At 72.0% G+C, this 17,885-nt stretch carries 19 protein-coding genes; 7 read left to right on the forward strand and 12 right to left on the reverse strand.

Annotated elements, in window-relative coordinates; all coding sequences use genetic code 11:
• Positions 1-138: 138 nt before the first annotated feature.
• Positions 139-342, reverse strand: coding sequence for a cold-shock protein (locus ACIP4P_RS08505; protein WP_030916923.1), 204 nt, complete (start codon positions 340-342; stop codon positions 139-141).
• Between the two features lie 485 nt (positions 343-827).
• Here ACIP4P_RS08505 and ACIP4P_RS08510 point away from each other — a divergent pair, with 485 nt between their 5' ends.
• Complete coding sequence (locus ACIP4P_RS08510) at positions 828-1,049, forward strand: hypothetical protein (RefSeq protein ID WP_400916033.1); 222 nt, start codon at positions 828-830, stop codon at positions 1,047-1,049.
• 175 nt (positions 1,050-1,224) lie between these two features.
• Here the strand turns inward: ACIP4P_RS08510 and ACIP4P_RS08515 are convergent, their stop codons facing one another.
• Positions 1,225-2,751, reverse strand: a complete 1,527-nt coding sequence (locus ACIP4P_RS08515; RefSeq protein WP_400916034.1) for an SMI1/KNR4 family protein — start codon at positions 2,749-2,751, stop codon at positions 1,225-1,227.
• A 120-nt stretch (positions 2,752-2,871) separates the two neighbouring features.
• Here ACIP4P_RS08515 and ACIP4P_RS08520 point away from each other — a divergent pair, with 120 nt between their 5' ends.
• From ACIP4P_RS08520 to ACIP4P_RS08530, 3 genes are all read left to right on the forward strand, one after another.
• Positions 2,872-3,927 (forward strand): HEAT repeat domain-containing protein, encoded by a 1,056-nt coding sequence (locus ACIP4P_RS08520; RefSeq protein ID WP_400916035.1) that lies wholly within the window; start codon positions 2,872-2,874, stop codon positions 3,925-3,927.
• A gap of 287 nt (positions 3,928-4,214) precedes the next feature.
• Positions 4,215-4,424, forward strand: a complete 210-nt coding sequence (locus tag ACIP4P_RS08525) for a cold-shock protein (protein ID WP_400916037.1) — start codon at positions 4,215-4,217, stop codon at positions 4,422-4,424.
• A 38-nt stretch (positions 4,425-4,462) separates the two neighbouring features.
• On the forward strand, positions 4,463-4,681 hold the full coding sequence (locus ACIP4P_RS08530; protein WP_400916039.1) for a hypothetical protein: 219 nt from the start codon (positions 4,463-4,465) through the stop codon (positions 4,679-4,681).
• A gap of 72 nt (positions 4,682-4,753) precedes the next feature.
• On the opposite strand, the gene ACIP4P_RS08535 is transcribed toward ACIP4P_RS08530, so the two are convergent.
• The 4 genes from ACIP4P_RS08535 to ACIP4P_RS08550 all read right to left on the reverse strand — a co-directional run bounded on the left by ACIP4P_RS08535 (position 4,754) and on the right by ACIP4P_RS08550 (position 9,716).
• The gene (locus tag ACIP4P_RS08535) at positions 4,754-7,012 is read right to left on the reverse strand and encodes a multicopper oxidase family protein (protein WP_400916040.1); all 2,259 of its coding nucleotides are present in this window, start codon (positions 7,010-7,012) and stop codon (positions 4,754-4,756) included.
• A gap of 192 nt (positions 7,013-7,204) precedes the next feature.
• Complete coding sequence (locus ACIP4P_RS08540) at positions 7,205-7,783, reverse strand: GrpB family protein (protein WP_400916042.1); 579 nt, start codon at positions 7,781-7,783, stop codon at positions 7,205-7,207.
• Positions 7,784-7,992: 209 nt separating this feature from the next.
• Complete coding sequence (locus ACIP4P_RS08545; RefSeq protein WP_400916043.1) at positions 7,993-8,751, reverse strand: MBL fold metallo-hydrolase; 759 nt, start codon at positions 8,749-8,751, stop codon at positions 7,993-7,995.
• Positions 8,748-9,716, reverse strand: a complete 969-nt coding sequence (locus tag ACIP4P_RS08550) for a saccharopine dehydrogenase NADP-binding domain-containing protein (protein WP_400916045.1) — start codon at positions 9,714-9,716, stop codon at positions 8,748-8,750. The genes ACIP4P_RS08545 and ACIP4P_RS08550 overlap by 4 nt, the downstream gene beginning before the upstream one ends.
• A 65-nt stretch (positions 9,717-9,781) precedes the next feature.
• Between ACIP4P_RS08550 and ACIP4P_RS08555 the strand changes: the two genes are divergently transcribed.
• A complete protein-coding gene (locus tag ACIP4P_RS08555; RefSeq protein ID WP_400916047.1) occupies positions 9,782-10,246 on the forward strand; it encodes a MarR family winged helix-turn-helix transcriptional regulator in 465 nt (154 codons plus the stop codon).
• A gap of 48 nt (positions 10,247-10,294) precedes the next feature.
• On the opposite strand, the gene ACIP4P_RS08560 is transcribed toward ACIP4P_RS08555, so the two are convergent.
• Positions 10,295-10,921, reverse strand: a complete 627-nt coding sequence (locus tag ACIP4P_RS08560) for a TetR/AcrR family transcriptional regulator (RefSeq protein WP_400916049.1) — start codon at positions 10,919-10,921, stop codon at positions 10,295-10,297.
• Between the two features lie 111 nt (positions 10,922-11,032).
• Here ACIP4P_RS08560 and ACIP4P_RS08565 point away from each other — a divergent pair, with 111 nt between their 5' ends.
• A complete protein-coding gene (locus tag ACIP4P_RS08565) occupies positions 11,033-11,701 on the forward strand; it encodes a hypothetical protein (RefSeq protein WP_400916050.1) in 669 nt (222 codons plus the stop codon).
• Positions 11,702-11,813: 112 nt separating this feature from the next.
• Here ACIP4P_RS08565 and ACIP4P_RS08570 read toward each other — a convergent pair whose 3' ends face one another.
• From ACIP4P_RS08570 to ACIP4P_RS08580, 3 genes are read right to left on the reverse strand one after another with little or no spacing between them, the layout of a single operon-like run.
• A complete protein-coding gene (locus ACIP4P_RS08570; protein ID WP_400916052.1) occupies positions 11,814-12,545 on the reverse strand; it encodes a hypothetical protein in 732 nt (243 codons plus the stop codon).
• A gap of 11 nt (positions 12,546-12,556) precedes the next feature.
• Complete coding sequence (locus ACIP4P_RS08575) at positions 12,557-12,901, reverse strand: hypothetical protein (RefSeq protein ID WP_400916054.1); 345 nt, start codon at positions 12,899-12,901, stop codon at positions 12,557-12,559.
• Between the two features lie 8 nt (positions 12,902-12,909).
• Complete coding sequence (locus tag ACIP4P_RS08580; protein WP_400916056.1) at positions 12,910-15,111, reverse strand: glycoside hydrolase domain-containing protein; 2,202 nt, start codon at positions 15,109-15,111, stop codon at positions 12,910-12,912.
• A 375-nt stretch (positions 15,112-15,486) separates the two neighbouring features.
• On the opposite strand from ACIP4P_RS08580, the gene ACIP4P_RS08585 reads away from it, so the two are divergent.
• Complete coding sequence (locus ACIP4P_RS08585; RefSeq protein ID WP_400916057.1) at positions 15,487-16,263, forward strand: hypothetical protein; 777 nt, start codon at positions 15,487-15,489, stop codon at positions 16,261-16,263.
• A gap of 36 nt (positions 16,264-16,299) precedes the next feature.
• On the opposite strand, the gene ACIP4P_RS08590 is transcribed toward ACIP4P_RS08585, so the two are convergent.
• Both ACIP4P_RS08590 and ACIP4P_RS08595 read right to left on the reverse strand, forming a co-directional pair.
• A complete protein-coding gene (locus ACIP4P_RS08590) occupies positions 16,300-17,460 on the reverse strand; it encodes a serine hydrolase domain-containing protein (protein ID WP_400916058.1) in 1,161 nt (386 codons plus the stop codon).
• A 58-nt stretch (positions 17,461-17,518) separates the two neighbouring features.
• Positions 17,519-17,872: a DUF4190 domain-containing protein gene (locus tag ACIP4P_RS08595; protein WP_400916060.1), complete on the reverse strand. Its 354-nt coding sequence runs from the start codon at positions 17,870-17,872 to the stop codon at positions 17,519-17,521.
• Between the last annotated feature and the right edge of the window lie 13 nt (positions 17,873-17,885).

A 17,885-nucleotide genomic window follows, 5' to 3' on the forward strand; every position in this document is an offset into this window, starting at 1 on the left:
CCAGGGCGTGGCGCCGTGCGTTACAGCCTGTCGGCACGTGGTGACGCATAGACGCAAAGACGCAAAGAGGCCCGCACCGGGCATCAAGTGCGCGGTGCGGGCCCCCTCGTTGCCACGTGGTTGCCGTGGCAATGGGAACTACAGCGGGCGAATGTTCTCGGCCTGCGGGCCCTTCTGGCCCTGCGTGACGTCGAACTCGACCTTCTGGCCCTCGAGCAGCTCGCGGAAACCGCTGGCGTTGATGTTCGAGTAGTGGGCGAAGACGTCCGGGCCGCCACCCTCCTGCTCGATGAAGCCGAAGCCCTTTTCCGCGTTGAACCACTTCACGGTGCCATTAGCCATGTAAAAAATCTCCTTCAAGGGACCTTCCGACACTCGCACGATACGAGTACCGAGTCACCGCGATGAGTGCCCGCCCGGAAAAGATCCGGAAAACAAAAATGCGCCTGCAGAAATCAGCAGGCGCACACAAAGTTCATGGGAACCACTACTGCAACTAGCTCGACTGTAGCAGCTCCAGGCTCGCTGCGGGGGGACATTTCCACCCCGGTTTCGGCGGAGGTCGCCGCCGGCGCCGGCGGGCCGGTCCTGGCCGGTGCGGTCCGGTACGCCAATGATCTTTCCGGACCGGGTAGTTGGTCCGGCGGCTCGCGGCCGCCCGGTGCGCCCCCCTGGCAAGGTGGCCGACCCGTGGTGGTCCTCCGGGCCCACGCTCCCGGGGGGAGTCCGGGGGAGTGCCGTCCGACACGTCCGGCATTTCGGGCATCCCTGATCCCGGGCCGTCCGAAATGGTTGTCCCCGGCGTTCCACGGCGCATACTGGCGTGGATGAGAAAACCTGAAGCAGTCCGCCGGCACCTGCCCACCAGTCCCTTCAAGGCCAAGGTCGAAGCGCCGCGCAAGCACTTCGCCCTCGGCGACCGCGTCACCCACGACGCCTACGGCCTCGGCCGGGTCATCGGCGTCGAAGGCGAAGCCGCAGTACTGGTCGACTTCGGGTCGCGCCAGGAACGCATCACCGAGCCGTACTCCGGGATGTTCAACCTCTGACCCGACCGCCGCAGGCCCCCGCCGAGGTTCCGTCCGGCCGGGGCCCCACGCGGCTGCCTGCCCGGCGCCGGCTGACCGGCGCCGACCTCGTCGAGCACGATCTCGCCGAGCCGCTTCTCCTGCCGCATCGGTCGCCGGACCTCGCCCTCGAAACCCACGCCGCCGGCTTTCTGCTTCATCCGGAGAGGCGGTAGGCGGTGGAGGTGTCGACGCCGAGGGCGGTGAGCAGGTCGAGGGCGGCGGTGAGGGACGGGGCTCCGGCGATGCGAGCGGCGGCGAGGTGGGCGGGGAGACGATCGGCGGCGATCAGGGCTGCCCACTGGGTGGCGGAGAGGGCCAGGTAGCGCAGGCCGGGTAGGTCGGCCAGCAACGCCAAGTCCGGGGTGGTACAGCGGGACAGGTCCAGGGAGCGCAGCGCGGGCAGGGTGCGCAGCGGGGCGAGGTCGGTCGGTGTCTCGGAGGCGACGGCGAGCGAGGCGAGCTGCGGGTGGCCGGTGAGCGGGGTGAGGTCGGCCTCGGCGGCGAGGCCGACGGTCAGGTCCTCGACGGGGAGCGCGGCCACGGGGGACAGGTCGGTGGTGGTGCAGCGGTTGAGGTGCAGGCGCCGCAACCGTGTGGTGGCGGAGAGCGGGGCGAGGTCGACGGGTGACCGGGCGTCGTTGAGGTGGATCGCCTGGAGGCCCGGCGCGAGCTGCTCGTCCAGCGCGGAGACCACCAACTTGCGCGCCCCGTCCCCGGCTTGCTGCGGGGTGTGCGGATCGGGCTGCCCCAGGAGCTGGCCGAGCCAGGCGGTGACGGAGGAGGCGACGTAGCGCGGGCCCGTGGTGAAGTCCCGGCCGACCTCGATCACCTGGCCTGGGCGGCCTTCTGCGGCCGGTGCGAGGTCCACGGCGAAGTAGTTGCCGTCGAACCAGGTGGCGAACGGGAGCCAGCCCGGATGCCCCGAGCTACGGCGCACCGTGTTCGGCGGGTCGGCGTCGAAGACCACCTGGCGCCAGCCGAGGCCCCAGCCGAACCAGGTCGGGACGCCGATGTACTCGTCGTGTGCGGCCAGCGCCCTGTCGAGCGACAGCCAGCAGTACCCGTCCAGTGCCTCGCTGCCGCCGTCCCCGTCGGCCTCCAGGTACAGCGCGCGCAGGTCCGCGGGGAGTGCCCGCCTGAGGCGACGCTCCGCGGTGGCGAGCTGTTCCTCGGTGACGGGCGCCGGCAACTGCCGTTCCGAGCTGGGGAGTTCGGCGTCCTGTCGGAGTACGGCCCGCAGTCGCTCGACCGCCTCCGCCGGGTCCCCGGCCCGGCGCGGATCGGACGGTTCCGCGCCGTCGACGGCGCCCGGCTCGGACGGCCGGAAGTCGGGGTCGAGAGTCAGTGTCCAGCCGTCCTCGCGGTGGCCCTCGGGCTTCAGCGCGTCCCGGAACACCACCAGCTCGAAGGCGCCGGACGGGCGGCAGGTCAACTCCAGGGCGATGGACTCCCAGCCGTGGCTGTCCCGGAACCGGGACGCCAGCGAGGCGAGGCTCTCGAACGGCGACGGCACGCTGAAGTGGGAGCCCGGACGGCTCGGCACCACGTAACCGCTGCCGTACACGCCAGTGCCCCTCCGGCCCCCGTGCGCCCGCAGCACGCACTCCGCCCAGCCCTCCGGCGCCCGCGCGACGATCTCCGCGGTGATCTGCCGCGCCGCCTGTTCCACCGCCAGGTCCATGTCCGCCCCCTCGTCCGTGCTGTTCGGACGATCATGTCAGCAGGCTGTGACAGTGCGATCGGCAGTCGGCCGGCGCCGAATTCCCATGCGCATTCGGGGTGCGTACACCAGAATGCCCGGATGGAAACGGGCACGGTGGCGGAACTCGTCGGGCAGGCACTGGCAGCGGCGTGCGTCGCCGTCGAGACGGATGACTGGGACGAGTACGGAACGCTGCTGCGGCGGGCGGCCGCCGACGGGGCGGCGTCGCTGCCGCTCGGCCTGGAGCTGATCGGGTCGGATGATCCGATCGAGCGCGAGACGGGCTGTGATCTGCTGGGCCGTACGAGCGATCAGAACGAGGCGGTCCGCGCCCGGGCGGCGACCGGGCTGGTCGCCCTCGCGGAACGGGAGACCGAAGGCCGCGTGCTGTGGTCCCTTGCGCGCGCGATCGAGAGGACGTACGACCCACGCGCCGTCCCCGTCCTCGTTGCTCTCGCCGGGCATCCCGACGCCGAGGTCCGCCAGCAGGTGGCCGGCTCGTTCGCGGGGGTCGTCACCGGCCTGCCGGACGGACCGGACATCCGCGCACTCATCACGCTGACCCGTGACGCGGACCCGGACGTCCGCAACTGGGCGACGTTCACCCTGGGCTTCCAGGTCGAGGCCGACAGCCCCGCGATCCGGGCCGCGCTCTGGGAGCGGACGGCCGACGAGAACGCCGATGCCCGTGCGGAAGGAATCCACGGACTGGCCCGGCGACACGATCCGCGCGCCGTCCCGCTGCTGGCGGAGCTGCTCGACAACCCCGAGGGCGCACACGTCCTCACGTTCAGGGCGGCGCAGATCATGGGTGTCCCCGAGCTGCTGCCGGCCTTGCTGGAGTATCAGCCCGACGGTGCCGGGGTCACCGCTGCCGTGCACGCCTGCGACCCGGTGTGGCGGGCCCAGCTGGACGCCTTCGCCTGGGAGTTGGTGTCCGCGCTCGATCTGCTCCGCCCCGACCTGGACGCCGGCCTCTCCATGGAACGCTTCGACTGGGGCCTGTCCCTCGGCCTCGGTGCCGGCTCCGGGGCGTCGGGGTACGACGTCGAGGCGCTGCTCGCACGGGCAGGTGGCGATCCCGCACGCGCCGCCGAACTGGTTGCAGCCGACCTGGCGATGACCGGGCCCGAAGCCGGTGCGGGCGGGAGGTGACCAGCCGGGGGCGGCCCTTGACCTCGATGCGCCCGCCGGGGCCGTAGTACTGCCCCGCCGAGCACGGCGGGGCGCGAGAAGTCCTCGCACGTCTCGCGCGCTCGGACGGTGACGAAGCAGGCCCCGACCGGAAGCGGCGGTTTCGAGGGGCCTCCGCCCGGCTCCGTGAGCCCCGGCGACGCGCGCGGAGGGGAGGTCGGCATTACGGTGGGACCGGCAGTCGCCTTTCGGCGACGTATCCGCTGGTCGATCAGTGGGACGCCGCCCTCACCCCCTCAGGAGGGGCCGTGGCTACAGGCAAGGTCAAGTGGTTCAACGCCGAGAAGGGGTTCGGTTTCATCGAGCAGGACGACGGCGGCGCCGACGTCTTCGTCCACTTCTCGGCGATCGCGGCGGGCCCGGGCTCGTTCCGCTCCCTGGAGGAGAACCAGCCGGTGGAGTACGACGTCACCCAGGGCCAGAAGGGCCTGCAGGCGGAGAACGTCAGGCCGCTCTGAGCATCCCGTTCCGTTCACCGATCGGCTGGGAGGACACGATGGCTCACAGGCATACGCTGAGCGTGCTCGACTGGCACGACGACGGGTCCTCCACCTCGTCCGTCTGGGTGGTCAGTGCCGACGAGCGCGAATCCGTCCGGGATTTCCTGGGCCGCAACCCGGACGTCGAGGGCGTCGTCACCCCGGAGCAGGCGGACGAGGCGAAGACGATCACCCGGTCCTGGTTGACCTGCACCAACGGGGACTCCCCGGCCTGACCGGCCGCGACGGGCGGGGCGGAGTGTCCGCCCCGCCCTGGGCACGGTCTCGGGCGTAAGGGCCCCGGTGGGTCAGGGCGTCGGCGCGTACGGGCGCATCATCTCGTTGTCCTCGTGATCGATGATGTGGCAGTGCCAGACGTAGCCGGGCCCTTCGGTGGGGTCGAAGGGGAAGTGGTTCTCCCCGGCGGCGACGTCCGCCACCCGGACCGTGCTGGGTGCCCAGCGGGCGATCAGCCTGGTCACCTGTCCCGGGTTGGTGTTGACGGTGTCCTTCCAGCCGGCCTCGTTCGGGTCCGGCGGCAGGATCGGGCCGGTCAGGAAGGGGCTGAAGGCGGGGTTGCCGCCGAGCGCGCCGTCGGCGTTCGGGGCGAGGTAGTCGCGGGGCGGCCCGTAGCCGGGGATGATCGTGCCGGGCGGGTAGTCGACCTTGCCGATGGTGCCGTCGCAGAGCTGTCCATCGTAGGTGCCCCCGGGGAACTCCGCGGCCCAGGCGTTGAGATAGTCGTCGACCTTGATGCACTGCCGGTTGAGGACCTGGAAGCTGACCAGGTGGAGGTGCATGGGGTGGGCGAAGTCGGAGGTGTTGAGGATCTCCCAGATTTCGGTGGCGCCGACGCGCGGCTGTTCGGTCAGCCACAGTCCCTGGTTGTACCGGTCGAGCCGGGAGCCTTCGATCGGTGTGCTGGTGCCGCCGCGCAGGCCGGTCCACATGCTGTTGTTGACCAGCGCGATGATGGTGCCGCAGAGGTTGTCGGGCGGCTGTACCGCGCACGGGACGGTGTCCTGCTCGTTGACCACGAGTTGGCGGTTGGCGTCCACGTGCACCCCGGGGGCGACCTGGCCGGTGCCGGGGTCGGCGAGCCGCACGATCGGCTCCGGACGCCCGGGCCCGCCGCGCAACGGCACACCGGACGCCGGGTCGTACGTGGTGTCGCGGCCGGAGAGCGGGAGGGTCACGTCGATGCGCAGGACCTGACCGTCCACGGACGGGTCCGGCTGCGGGCCGAGCGGGAACGAGTGGGCCGCCGTGTTGGTCAGGATCAGTGAGCTGCCGGCGAGCCCGGAGAAGTCGATGATCACATCGGCACGTTCCGCCGGTGCCAGGGTGAGCCGGCGCGGATTCGGTTGCCCGGGGGTGTTGAGCTCCACGGGGGCGTCGAGCAGCGCGGTGTCGGTGCCGATCTGCCAGAACGCGACCGCGGAGGGCGCGTCGGCCCGGTCCGCGTTCGGCGCCTCGGTGAGGCTCATCGACAGGTACCGCGCGTTGCACCCGTTGAGGAAGCGGAAGCGGTAGCGCCGCGGTTCGACGGTGAGCACCGGCCAGGTACGGCCGTTGACCACCATCGCGTCACCCAGGTAGGTGGAGATCCAGAACGGGTGCGCCTGCGGGTTCTGCGGCGGGATGACCAGCGCGGCTGCCGGATTCGAGCCGTCGGGGAAGAGCAGCTGCCCATGGGTGTCGAACTGCCGGTCCTGGATGGCGAGTTCGATCTCGTACGGGTCGGCCGGGAGCCCCAGCGGATTGTCCGGGCGGCCGGTGTCGTACCGGTCGCGCACCAGGTAGAAGGCGGCGAGCCCGGCGAACACATTGAGCCTGGTCACGCCGAGGGCGTGGTCGTGGAACCAGAGGGTGCCCGCCGGTTGGGCGTTCGGATACTCGTACACGGCCTCGTTCGGCGCCGCCGGGGCGCTCGTGGCGTACCCGGAGCCGCGCTGGCCGGCCGAGGTGAACCAGCCCTGCGGTCCGCCGTCGACCGTGGACGGCACCTCGCCGCCGTGCAGGTGCGCGACGGCCGGGATCGGACCGCGGTACGGGTCGAAGGAGCCCATCCGGTCCAGCGGATCGGCCCAGTGCAGGGTCTGGTCGACCGTCAACAGCGGAGCCACCCGTGATCCGCCGTCGACCCCCGGCAGGTTGTTGACGTAGCGGACGGTGGTGGGGCGGCCCTCCCAGGCCTCGACGGTGCAGCCCGGCCAACTCGCCGGCCGGTCCGCGACCTGGTACCCCCACACCCAGGTGCCGTCGCGGTACGTGTCCGGGTACACCGTGGGCGGCAGCACGTGCTGGGGGAACTCGACGAAGGCGGTCGTCATCGAGGACGCGCCGACCCGCTGTCCGCCGAACGTCGGCAGCGGCGTCAGGTACTTGGGGATCTGCGCGCCCGGCAGCGGAGTCTGCTGCTGAAGGACCGACGCCGCGGCCCGTTGCGGGTGGAACAGCCCGTTGAGGGTGCTGATGGACGTGGCGCCGAGGCATCCCGCGAGCAGTAGTCGCCGACGGCTCAGCCGGGCCGGCTCGAACAGGGCGCCGCTTTCCTTCTCCGACATGGCAGGCCTTTCTGAAGGCGATCCGTCATGCGTCCGCCGATCGATGCCCCCCAGTAGGCTCATTTTGACTACGGAGAGAATATGGGCGATCGCTTTCTGTCGGAGATCGCCGCGCTGCGCACGGAACTTTTCGGTTTCCACATGCCGTGCAGCTGCACAACGGCGGCACGCACATCAGATGATCTGCCTGGCTCAAGCCGCTTCGGGACCGCGCCAACCGGTACCGGCGGCCCACCGTTCGGCCGCAGCCATCAACACCTCCGTAGCGGGGGCCTTGATCTGCCCGTAGTCCAACAGGTCCGGCACGCTCAGCGCCAGCCGCTGCTTGAACGCCCCCCACGCCCGACGGGCGTCCTCGTCCGCCCGCAGGTAGTCCCGGAACAGCAGGGCGAAGCGGGCATTGGGTCCGGCGCCCTCCCGCAGGTGGACGTTGCACGACCTGGCGCCGGCCGGCGGCGCGAAGACGAGCTTGTGGCACCGCCGGCCGCCGGAGACCTCGACGCGGTTCCACGGCTCCGGACGGCACCGGAAGCCGATCGCCGCGAGCAGCGGCACATCCCGGGCCTCGTCGATCGACCTCATCCGCACCTGCACGTCAATGCAGTCCTTGGCCGGCAGGCCCGGCACCGACGTGGACCCCACGTGGTCGACCCCGAGCGCGAGGCCACCCAGTGCGTCCCGCAACTCCCCTGCAAGCAGCTCGAACTCCACCGGCCACTGCGGGCGGTACTCCACCACGGCCACCTGGCCGCGCTCATCGGGAAAGGGCATGTCGCCACACGCTACGCCTTGTTCGAGTGGCCCCACAGGGGGGCGGGACCACCTTCCGCGACCCGCCGGCGGGGTGCCCCGGCACTCCACACGGACAAGGTCACCACTGGCAACCCGTTCGCGGCGCTTCTCCGAACGCTCACAACGAAGAGCCCGCCGGTGGGTCGGGCGCTTCGTTCATCGGCCCTGGCGTGGCGAGCGGCACCGGCTCAGCGGATTCCGGCGGCCACCGCGTGGCGAGCGGCGGCCGGGAGGCCGGCGGTCCAGGGGGCGCCGTGGCCGGGGAGGACGGTGTCGACGTGGTGGGCGGCCAGCTCGTGGAGGGAGTCGAGGGCGGCGGCGCTGTCGTGGGTGAAGGCCCGGCAGATCAGGCAGGGGCCGAGCCGGCCGGTCACGGTGTCGCTGGTCACCAGGGCGTCGCCGGTGAACGCGAGCGAGGACTCGGGGAAGAGGTAGCTGGTGCTGCCGAGGGTGTGGCCGGGGGTGTGCAGGGCCAGTGGGCGGCCGGGGAGGTCAAGTCTGCCGCCGGTGGTGAAGGTGCGCAGCTCGCGGGCGGCAGGGGTCCGCAGGGCGCCGTGCCGGGCAAGGTGCAGGGGCCCGCGCAGCCCGGCCGGGTGGCGCAGCAGGTAGCGGAGCAAGGTCCGTTCGGGGCGCCAGAGTTCGGTGAGTCGCCGGGGTTCGGCGACGATCGGCGCGTCGGACTCGTGGACCCAGACCTCGGCGCCGGCGGCGGTGCGGACGCGTTCGGCGAGGCCGACGTGGTCGGGGTGGGCGTGGGTGATCAGGACGGCGGCGATGTCGGTGATCGGCCGGTCGAGCCTGCGCAGTGTGGCGAGCAGGCCGTCCCAGTGGGCGGGCAGGCCCGCGTCGACGAGGACGAGGGCCGGGCCGGTGTCGACGAGGTAGAAGTTGACCAGCCGGTCGCCGAGCCGGTGGACCGTCACCGGGGTGGTCGGCGGGCCGCTCATCGGGCGATCTCGATCGAGGTGCCGGGCAGGGCCGCGACGGTCTCGGCGCCGAGCAGCCTGGCTGCTGTCCAGGCACCGTCCGGCAGACCGTCGAGCAGCCGGATCGCGGTGGCGGCCGCCAGTGCGGCGGTGAAGGCGAAGGCCTCGCCGGTGCTCAGCCCGGCGCGGTGGACCAGGCCGTTCCGGTCGCGGAGTTCGGCGTGGCCGTGGGAGCGGCCGTCGGGGGCGGCGGCGCCGCGCGGAACGGCGAAGGCGGTGATCTCGGGCGCCCCGGTGAGGCGGTGGGCGGCCTCCAGGTCGCCGACCGGCACGGGGACGACCGGTCGGGTGGCGCCGCCGAAGGCAAGCGTGGTGGCGCCGCTGCCGAGGGGCTGGTGGATCAGTCGGCCGTTCCGGTAGCGGGCGGCGCCCTCGGTGCCGGCCTCGGCGACCGTGGTGCGGACGCCAGTGGTGTCGTAGGCGCTGCGCGCGGCGGAGGCGAGGGTCACCGCGGCGGGCCGCGGGCCCGGTCCGCCACCGGTCTGCCCGAGCAGGGCGAGCAGCGGAGCCTCGGTCGCGGCGGGGCCGAAACCGGCGCCGGTGACCAGGGTGGTGCCGTGCTGCCGCGCCTCGCCGTCGCGGTCGAGCAGGTCGCGGACGGCGGCCCGCTCGTTGGCGAGGTCGAGGTACGCGGTGCCGGTGGCGAGGCAGGCGGCGATCACCGGCGGGGCGAGCCGGGTGAACGGGCCGACGGTGTTGACGAGCACCCGTGCCGAGGCCGCGAGGGCGGGCAGCGCGTCGGGGTCGTCGAGGTCCAGGGCCCGGACCCGTACGGAGCCGGTGGTGCCGAGGTCGGCGGCCGCCGCGTCCAGGCGGGTGGTGTCCCGGCCGGCCAGGGTGAGGGCGGCGCCGCTGCGGGCCAGCCGGCGGGCGATCAGCCGTCCGGTGGCGCCGGTGGCACCGAGGAGGAGGAAGTCGGTTCGCATGGCAGGAATGATGACACGACATCGATGTCGTGTCATCAATGTCGCGTCATTGATAGGCTGGCGCGGTGCCGAGGCCGACCGATCACCCAGACGAACTGCGCTACCTGTTGCTCGCCGCCCAGCGCGAGGGCAGCCGCCGCCTCGGGGACGCGCTGCGCCACCTCGGTTTGACGCCCGCTCAGGCCGAGGTGCTCGACGTGCTGGTCGGACACCAGCCGGTCACCCTCGCCGAGCTCGGCCGGCTGCTGGTCTGCGAGCAGGGCAGCCCCAGCCGGCTGGTCGACTCCCTGGTCCAGCGCGACCTGGTCAGTCGCGCCCCGCACGGGCAGGACCGCCGCGCCGTCCTGCTCGAACTCACCGACGAGGGGCGGGACTTGGCCGGAAGTCTCGGCGAGGCGACCGGGCGGCTCACCGCCGAGATGGGCGGGCGGCTCACCGCCGCCGAGACCGAGACCCTGGTCGGCCTGCTGCGTACGCTGCTCGACGGCACCGACGCCGCCCGGGCGATCGGCAGCCGCTTCCCCCGCTGAGCGAGGGATCCAGTTCAGGCGCGGAGCTCGTGGGGCTGGCGGGATCGATCAGGACAGCGCCGCGAAGCCGGCGCAGAGCAGGCGCAGGCTCCGCGTGAACTTGTCGTCCTGGCTGATGCGGGGGATCAGGTCGCCCATGACCAGCGGGAATCGCTCGCACAGGTCGGCGTAGAGCTCGGCGGTCACGGGTGGTGGGGAGGACGGCTGGTTCTGCTCCTGGAGGACGAAGCCGGTGACGTGGCTGAGCAGGGTGTCGGCGGCGATGCCGCAGTGCTCGGCGGGCAGTCCGGCGTCGAGGAGGGTGCGCAGCAGGCGTTCCATCAGGGAGAGCGCGCCGGTGCTGAGTCGGCCTGGGCTCTCGGCGAGGAGTTGGGCGCCGCCGGGGTGCTGCTTGATGCTCAGGCGCAGGGCGGCGGCCTGGGCCTCGATGCGGTCCGTCCAGGGTGCGGTGGCCGGGAGCGCGGTCAGGGCTTCGGTGCCGGCGTCGTAGGCCTGGCGGCAGACCCGGTCGGCCATCAGGGCGAGCAGTTCGTCCTTGCCGCGTACGTGGTAGTAGAGGCTGCCCGCGTGGGCGTCGAGCCGGTCGGCGACCTGGCGCATGGACAGGTTCTGGTAGCCGACCTCGGCGAAGACGGCCATGCCCGCGTCGACGATGCGGTCCTTGGTGAGCTTCATGCGGTCCACCGTACAACGTTTTCCAACGCCGTTCGAAAACTGTGCTAGCTTTGCCCCGTCAAGTTTCGAACGGTGTTGGAAAACACCGGAGCCCGGGGGAGGCGTCCAGTCATGGGGGCGATCGTTTTCAACCTGACCACAGCCGCGCTGATGGTCATGATGGTCAACTGCGGGCTGGGCGTCGTCGGTCGCGACACCCTGCGCGGGCGGCCGCTGCCGTGGGCGGCGATCGCCCTGACGGCCGTCGCCGTCGGCGGCGTGCTGCTCCAGCTGGTGTGGTCGGGTGCCATGGACGCGCTGGACGCGGACCCGGCCAAGTCGGGCTGGTGGCGCGAGTTCACCTCGGTGTTCATGCAGAACGGCGGCCTCTTCGGCGGCCTGTGGAACCTGGTCACCCTCGCCGCCGTGGCCGCGCTCGCCCAGTGGTACTGGGGCGGCCCGCTCACCCTCGGCTTCTTCCTCGCCGGCATCGTGCTGCCCGGCCGGATCGACGACCTGCTCGGCTTCGGCGACGGCCCCAGCACCGACCCCCGCAACTTCGCCGGCAGCTCCGGCGCCACCTACTTCCTCGGCGCCACCCTCGCCCTCGCCCTCCTCACCCGCACCCGCCTCCCCAAGGAGATCGCCCTGGCGGCCGGCGTCCCGGTGCTCGGCCTCGCCATGTGGCTCGCCCAGGACAACGGCCACGGGCTGGTCTCCGTCTACGGCTTCGCCCTCGCGGCGGTGGCGTGGGCCGCCCGCCGCCGGCTCCGCCCTGCGGCGGGCCAGGCGGCGGTCTGACCCTCGGCGCCCTCGCGACCGCCCGCGGCGCGGTGGGACCGGCACGGAGACGACGAAGGGCCCCGACCGGTTGAACCGGTCGGGGCCCTTCGGTTGCCCGGGGCCGGGAGGGTCAGGAGGTGCGTTGGGTGCGGGCGAGGTTGGCCGCTTCGGTGCGGCGGCGCGGGGACTGGACGTCCACCGGGGTGCCCGCGCCCTCGCCGGGGCGGGTGGCCCAGCCACGGAGTTCGTCGGCGAGTTGGGTGACCCGGCGGTCCTTCGGGCCGGGCGTGATGTAGAAGAGCGATTCGTCGACCTCGTCGTCGTCGCCGCCCCAGCGCACGACGCCCCGGCACTCGGCGAGGATGTCCCGCAGCACCAGTTCCTGGTGGGCGAAGAAGCCGCCCTTGGCCGAGGCGCCCGGGCGGATGCGCACCGCCGTGCCGGAGGCGAGGTTCGACTCCGGCAGGGCCTTGCGCAGGCCGCCGATCTCCTGCCAGCCGAGCAGGTCGCCGCCGGGGAGTTCCTCCACCTCGTAGTGGAAGCGCCGGATGACGTGGACGAGGATCTCCTCCACGTCGCCGATCCGGATGTCGACCGCGAGTCCGGTGCCCGCCACCTGGCGGGTCCAGACGGTGGAGACGTGGTTGGCCTCCTTCTCCAGGGTCCAGCCGTTGGCGCTGGTCGGCAGGTCCCGTTCCGGTTCCCGTTCGCGGGTTCCGGGTGAGGCGGGAACGTCCGCCGAGGCGGTTCCCGGGAGCAGGACGGCCGCGGCGGCGGCCGTGCCGATGACGGCGGCGCCCCTGACCGCGGTCCGCCGGGTGATCCGGGTGGTCCGGGTGATTCCGAGCTGCACGTCTTCCATTCCTATGTCTCCTACAGAACGATGATCAGCACGACGGTGGGCACCAGGGTCAGCAGGACGCTCGTCAGCCAGTACCCCGCGCGGGAGCCGCCCGGGGCCGTGCGCCGCCGTACGGCCCGGTTGGCGAGCCACCACAGCGCGCCGGAGCCGAGCACCACCGGTCCGGGCAGCAGCAGCCACGGCAGGACGCCGTCGTTGTCCGTCGGCTCGCGGTCGGTCCAACCGAGCGCGGCGAGTGGCCAGTTGACGGCGAACTGGTAGAGCAGCCAGACCGGTACGACGCCGGGCAGCCCCAGCAGGAGGTTCAGGACGACGGCGGTCGGCGAGTAGCCGCGGGCGCCCGGAAGGGTGCTCATGGGGGTGCTCACGCGGCGCTGCGCGACAGCGCGTTGTAGCTCTCCAGCACGTTGTACAGGCCGATCAGCTCGCGGCCGTACTGCTGGGCGTCCGCGCCGAGGCCGTTGTACCGGGCCAGCAGGGCCTGGGTGTCGGCCTGGTCGGTGGTCAGGTTCGGGCGCGCGATCTTGAGCTGGTGGGCGTTGTAGACCGTCAGGTAGGCGACCGACCGGATGTTGTAGAAGGGGTCCTGGAGGTTGTCCCAGACCTCCCGCAGGTTGGGTTCGGCCAGCGGGGATCCGTTGATCAGGCCTTCCTTGAGGCAGTAGTTGCGGGCGGCGATGGCCACCCGGGCGAAGATCTGGCCCCAGCCGGTGCTGCAGTCCTCGGTGATCCCGTTGCGCACGGCGGCGTCGGCGACCGCGTCGAGCGGGTTCAGCTTGCGCAGTTCCCACAGCACGGGGGTCTGGATCAGGGCCTTGCGCAGCTTCAGGTCGCGGGCCAGCGAGGTGAACAGCCAGTCCGCGCTGACCACCATGTCGAAGGCCTTGGTGGTGGAGGTGCCGCCGAGGGTGGCCCAGTCGGAGTCGGTCCAGCCGGAGCCGCCGGTCTCCGGGACGCCGATCGAGGTGAGGTAGCTCTGCACGTCGCGGAGCATGGCGTCGCGGTGGGCGGTCTTGTTGAGGTCGACGTCGAGCCCGGCGACGGTGGCGGCGCCCGGGTCGAAGTCGCCCTGGCCGGTGTCCCGGCCGGAGGCGATGTTGTTGTCGATCTCGATGGCGCTCGTGCCTGAGCCGACGGTGATGGTCGAGATCTGGTCGAACGCCCAGTTGCTCGGCATCGGGTAGCCGAGGTTGCCGGAGAACCCGCTCGACATGTCGGAGACGAAGCTGGTCTGCGCGTAGCCCGCGTCCGCGACCCGCTGGCAGACGTTGCGCGGCCCGTAGACGCCCACCCGGTAGAAGGAGTTCTCGCTGATCGTGTGGTGGATGCCGCGGAAGTGCGGGAGGACGACGCTGGTGACCTCGCCGTCCATGGCGTCGTAGTCGACGGCGAAGTAGATCGTGGTGCCGGGCTTGAAGCCGTGGATGCGCGCCCACTCGATCGCGCTGAACGCGTCGCTGGTACCGCGGGGGTAGCTGAAGTACTCCGCCGACCGGCTCCACGTCTGGTAGATCGGGAAGCAGCGCAGGCCGTACTCCTTGATGGTGGCCAGTTCGCCCGGCTGGATCTGCTTCTCCGGCAGGCTGGTGGTCGACGGGTTGGAGAGGTAGCGGCCGATGTACTGGTAGCCGGCGTCCTTGAGCGCCTGGGCGCGGGGCGGGGTGATCCTCGTGACGCCGTCGCAGGCCGCTCCCCGGCGGGTCTGGTCGCCGTAGGAGACCAGCAGCGAGGCCCAGGTCCGGAAGTCGCCGGTACCGGTGACCGGCAGTCCCACGAAGGACTGGAAGGCCTCGACACCGCTCCGCACCGCGGCGGTGAAGTCGCCGAGCGGGACGTCCCGCTTGTTGAGGATCATTGCCGCGGTGAACAGCGTCGACCAGGTGCCGGTGGAGCCGACCGCGACCGGGTGGGCCTTCAGCCCCGCCTGGGTGCCGGGGCCGAAGGCGCCGTTCGCGGTGCCGTCGGCCATCCCGATCTCGTACTGGATCGCCAGCAGCATGGACCTGGCGACGTCCCGGGAGTGGTACCCGTCGCAGGGGATGACGAAGAAGTCCTTGCGGTTGACGTACCGGCCGTTCAACCAGCGCTGGATGGCCCGGATGCCGTCCGTGCCGCCGCCGACGGTGACGTACGCGTCCATGGTGAGCAGGCCCTTGACGACCTTCGGTTCGAGGGCGTCGCCCGGGAACACCGCGTCCAGGCCCATGTGGGTCTTGAGCTTGGTGACGGCGGCCCTGACCCGGTCGTTGTACTTCCCGTCGATCTCGCCGCCGTCGTAGCCCTTGCAGTACAGGGCGGACTGGAGGATCCGGCAGAAGTTCGCGGACGGGACGGTCGAGCCGTCCAGCTTCGGGTACTTGGTCTGGAGGGTCGAGAGGGTGGTCGGGCCGAAGGAGTTCGAGAGCGCGGTGATGCCCATCTCGTACTGGAGCGCGCGGGTCAGCGCGTACATCGTCGGCCAGCCGGTCCGGCCGTCCTCCGCCAGCTTCGTGATGCCGAGCATGGCGCCGTCGTTGTACGTCGCGTTGATGAACTTCTGAGCCAGACGAACCATCTCGTCAGCCATGGACTGTCTCCTGTTTCCGGTGGAGCGCCGTCGACTCCCCGCCGTCGACTCCCGCCGCCGCCGACTCCCGGGCGACGTACGGGCGGAGGACGGCGGTGATACCCCCTGGTGAGGGCCGCGGTCTCCCCGCCGCGGCGCGGCCACGAACTTTACCAGCACTTTGGAAACCATTGGCAGGTCATTGGCTGGTCGTTGGCCTTTCATTGGCCTGTCATCGGGCCTGGAGCCGGGTCGGCACCGGGGTCGGCACCGGGGCCGGGGCCGACCGCGTCCGGCCGGCACCGGACAACTGTCGGACCCATGCCGTACGTTCGTGCCGACCGAGTGCCCGATTGCCCGAGTGCCCGAGCGCGCCACCCCTGCCCGAGGAGACCCATGGCCGACACCGTCAACTCGCTCGCCTCCCGCGTCCATGAACTGATGGTGGCGAACCTGACGAGTCCGGCGGCCCCGGCCGTCGACGTCGTCACGGGCTTCCAGGACGTCATCGCGCGCGCCACCGCGCTCGGCCCGGACGCGGCCTGGCTGGTCGGTGCCGGGCACAGCGGGCTCGCCACCGTGGCCTTCCTGCACAGCCGGATCGACCAGGCGCTGTTCCACCTCGACGCCGCCGTGACGGGCGGCTTCAACGACTGCGTGGCCCTGCACGCCGCCGCACTCCGGCCGCTGCACCAGGACCCGCGCTTCCGTGCGACCTACCAGCGGATCCGGATCACCCTGGCCGACCTCGACGAACTCGTCTGGATACACCAGGAGATGGCCGTCATGTCCCGGGACGCGGCGAGGGCCTCCACCGAGAACATCGGCCGCCGCGACACCGGGATCTCCGTGCTCCCCCACGCCCCCGTACCGACCCGGGTGCCGAACACCCCCGGGGTCCTGATCGCCCGGATCGACCTCGCCGCCACCCAGACCGTGCTCCAACGCGCCCTCACCAAGGCGGACATCAGCCGAGCCGCCGGCAACGCCTCCATCAGCGCCGTCTCCTACACCTGGGACGACAACCGCGCCCGGCGGGACTCCTGGCGGGCCGACGCCCTGGAGGCCCAGCGCCGCCAGGCCGCCGCCGCCCGCGCCTTCGTCGAGCGCCCCGGCGTCAGCACGCTGGTCATCCCCTGCCCGCCGCTCGGGTCGCTCAGCTGCCCGTCCTGACCCGGTCCCCGTCCCGGTCCCGGGCCCGGCGCCGGTTCAGCCGCACAGGGCCGCGTCGACGGCGCCCTCGGCCAGCTGCAGGTCCGCCTGGCTGGTCAGGTCGACGGTCATCGTGACGCTGGCGGCGCTTCCGTCGTCGGTGGTGGCGCTCCACGTCCCGTAGCCCGGGATGCTGCCGTTGTGCCACCAGACGGTCTTGTGGCAGGACAGCTGTGACCTCATGATCCCCAGTCCGTAGTCGTAGCCGGGCGCGCCCGTGGGGACGGTGGTGCGCAGCTGCGCGAGCTCGGGGCCGGAGAGGAGGCGGCCCTCCTGCATGAGTTCGGAGAAGAACCGGGTGAGGTCGGAGCCGGTGGAGACCATCGCGCCCGCCGCCCAGGCCGCGGAGGGGTCGATCTCGGTGACGTCGCGCAGTGATCCGTCCGGGCCGTCCTTGTGGTAGCCGTGCGGGTGGGGCCCTCGGAGGGTGGTCTCGGCGGGGGCGGGGAGGTAGGTGTGGCGCAGCCCGATCCGCTTGATGACGCGCTGGTCGAGCTCCTCGGCGAGGGGCCGTCCGGTGACCTTCTCCACGATCATTCCGGCCACCAGGTAGTTGGTGTTGCTGTACCCCCAACGCGTTCCCGGGGCGAAGGCGGCGTCGTGTCGCAGCGCGATGTCCAGGGTGTCGCGGGGGGAGAGGTAGTGGCGCCGGAGGATGTCGTCGTCGGTGTCGTCCTCGTAGTCGGGAAGCCCGCTGGTGTGCTGCAGGAGCTGACGCACCGTGATGTGGCGCCCGTCGACCCCTTGCCCGCGCAGGAGGCCGGGCAGGTAGGTCTCGACCGGGTCGTCGAGGCGGATCCTGCCCTCGCCGACCAGTTGCAGCACGACGACCGAGACGAACGTCTTGGTGACGCTGCCGATCCGCACCTGGCCGTCCCGGGGCACCTTCGCGCCGGTGGCCAGGTCCCCGACGCCCGCGGCGGAGGTACGGGTGTGGCCGGCCCGGTCACGGACGGCGGCCAGGGCGCCGGGCGCGTGACCGGGGCCCACCATGGCGTTCAGGCGCTGCTGGAGGGAGTCCGGCCTGGTTGCCCCCGGGGCGGCGACGGCGGACGGGGCGAGCGTGCCGACCGCGAGGGCGCCGATGGCGACGGCGACGGCGGTGCGGATCGTCCTGCGACGCGGGGTGCTGAACCGAAGCGGCGTGGTCGAGTTCATGGAGTGTCACCTCTGGTGGTGTGTGCGGTTCCGGTGGTCGCCGGGGATCCCGGCGCGGTCAGTGCTCGGAGAGGTTGCGGCGGACGCAGTCGACGTACTGGTGGAGGCCGTCAGGGCGGTAGCACTCCTGGGTGTGGTTCGCGTACCAGGCGAGGAAGACGGCGGCCAGGACGGACGCCGCGATCGCGGCGAGCGAGAGCAGCAGGCCGACGATCGCGCGGCCCCGGCCGGTGCCGGTGCGTCCGGACGCTCGCAGGGCGATGGTGCCCGTGACCAGGCCGACGGCCCCGGACAGGCCGCCGACGACCGCGAACGAGGTGAACAGGCCGAGCGTGCCCAGCACCACGGCCGCCGTCGCCGGGGTGTTGCGTGCTGCCGCGGGCCGGGCGGCCGTCGTTCCAAGGGTGTGCATCCGCTGTCCTTCG

The organism is Kitasatospora sp. NPDC089509, assembly GCF_044749365.1.
Taxonomy (GTDB): domain Bacteria; phylum Actinomycetota; class Actinomycetes; order Streptomycetales; family Streptomycetaceae; genus Kitasatospora.

Excerpts from the sequence above, each read along its gene's own strand:
- ACIP4P_RS08505 (WP_030916923.1), bottom strand. The coding sequence starts at position 342 with ATGGCTAATGGCACCGTGAAGTGGTTCAACGCGGAAAAGGGCTTCGGC.
- ACIP4P_RS08510 (WP_400916033.1), top strand. The coding sequence starts at position 828 with ATGAGAAAACCTGAAGCAGTCCGCCGGCACCTGCCCACCAGTCCCTTC.
- ACIP4P_RS08515 (WP_400916034.1), bottom strand. The coding sequence starts at position 2,751 with ATGGACCTGGCGGTGGAACAGGCGGCGCGGCAGATCACCGCGGAGATC.
- ACIP4P_RS08520 (WP_400916035.1), top strand. The coding sequence starts at position 2,872 with ATGGAAACGGGCACGGTGGCGGAACTCGTCGGGCAGGCACTGGCAGCG.
- ACIP4P_RS08530 (WP_400916039.1), top strand. The coding sequence starts at position 4,463 with ATGGCTCACAGGCATACGCTGAGCGTGCTCGACTGGCACGACGACGGG.
- ACIP4P_RS08535 (WP_400916040.1), bottom strand. The coding sequence starts at position 7,012 with ATGTCGGAGAAGGAAAGCGGCGCCCTGTTCGAGCCGGCCCGGCTGAGC.
- ACIP4P_RS08540 (WP_400916042.1), bottom strand. The coding sequence starts at position 7,783 with ATGCCCTTTCCCGATGAGCGCGGCCAGGTGGCCGTGGTGGAGTACCGC.
- ACIP4P_RS08545 (WP_400916043.1), bottom strand. The coding sequence starts at position 8,751 with ATGAGCGGCCCGCCGACCACCCCGGTGACGGTCCACCGGCTCGGCGAC.
- ACIP4P_RS08550 (WP_400916045.1), bottom strand. The coding sequence starts at position 9,716 with ATGCGAACCGACTTCCTCCTCCTCGGTGCCACCGGCGCCACCGGACGG.
- ACIP4P_RS08560 (WP_400916049.1), bottom strand. The coding sequence starts at position 10,921 with ATGAAGCTCACCAAGGACCGCATCGTCGACGCGGGCATGGCCGTCTTC.
- ACIP4P_RS08565 (WP_400916050.1), top strand. The coding sequence starts at position 11,033 with ATGGGGGCGATCGTTTTCAACCTGACCACAGCCGCGCTGATGGTCATG.
- ACIP4P_RS08570 (WP_400916052.1), bottom strand. The coding sequence starts at position 12,545 with ATGGAAGACGTGCAGCTCGGAATCACCCGGACCACCCGGATCACCCGG.
- ACIP4P_RS08575 (WP_400916054.1), bottom strand. The coding sequence starts at position 12,901 with ATGAGCACCCTTCCGGGCGCCCGCGGCTACTCGCCGACCGCCGTCGTC.
- ACIP4P_RS08580 (WP_400916056.1), bottom strand. The coding sequence starts at position 15,111 with ATGGCTGACGAGATGGTTCGTCTGGCTCAGAAGTTCATCAACGCGACG.
- ACIP4P_RS08585 (WP_400916057.1), top strand. The coding sequence starts at position 15,487 with ATGGCCGACACCGTCAACTCGCTCGCCTCCCGCGTCCATGAACTGATG.
- ACIP4P_RS08590 (WP_400916058.1), bottom strand. The coding sequence starts at position 17,460 with ATGAACTCGACCACGCCGCTTCGGTTCAGCACCCCGCGTCGCAGGACG.
- ACIP4P_RS08595 (WP_400916060.1), bottom strand. The coding sequence starts at position 17,872 with ATGCACACCCTTGGAACGACGGCCGCCCGGCCCGCGGCAGCACGCAAC.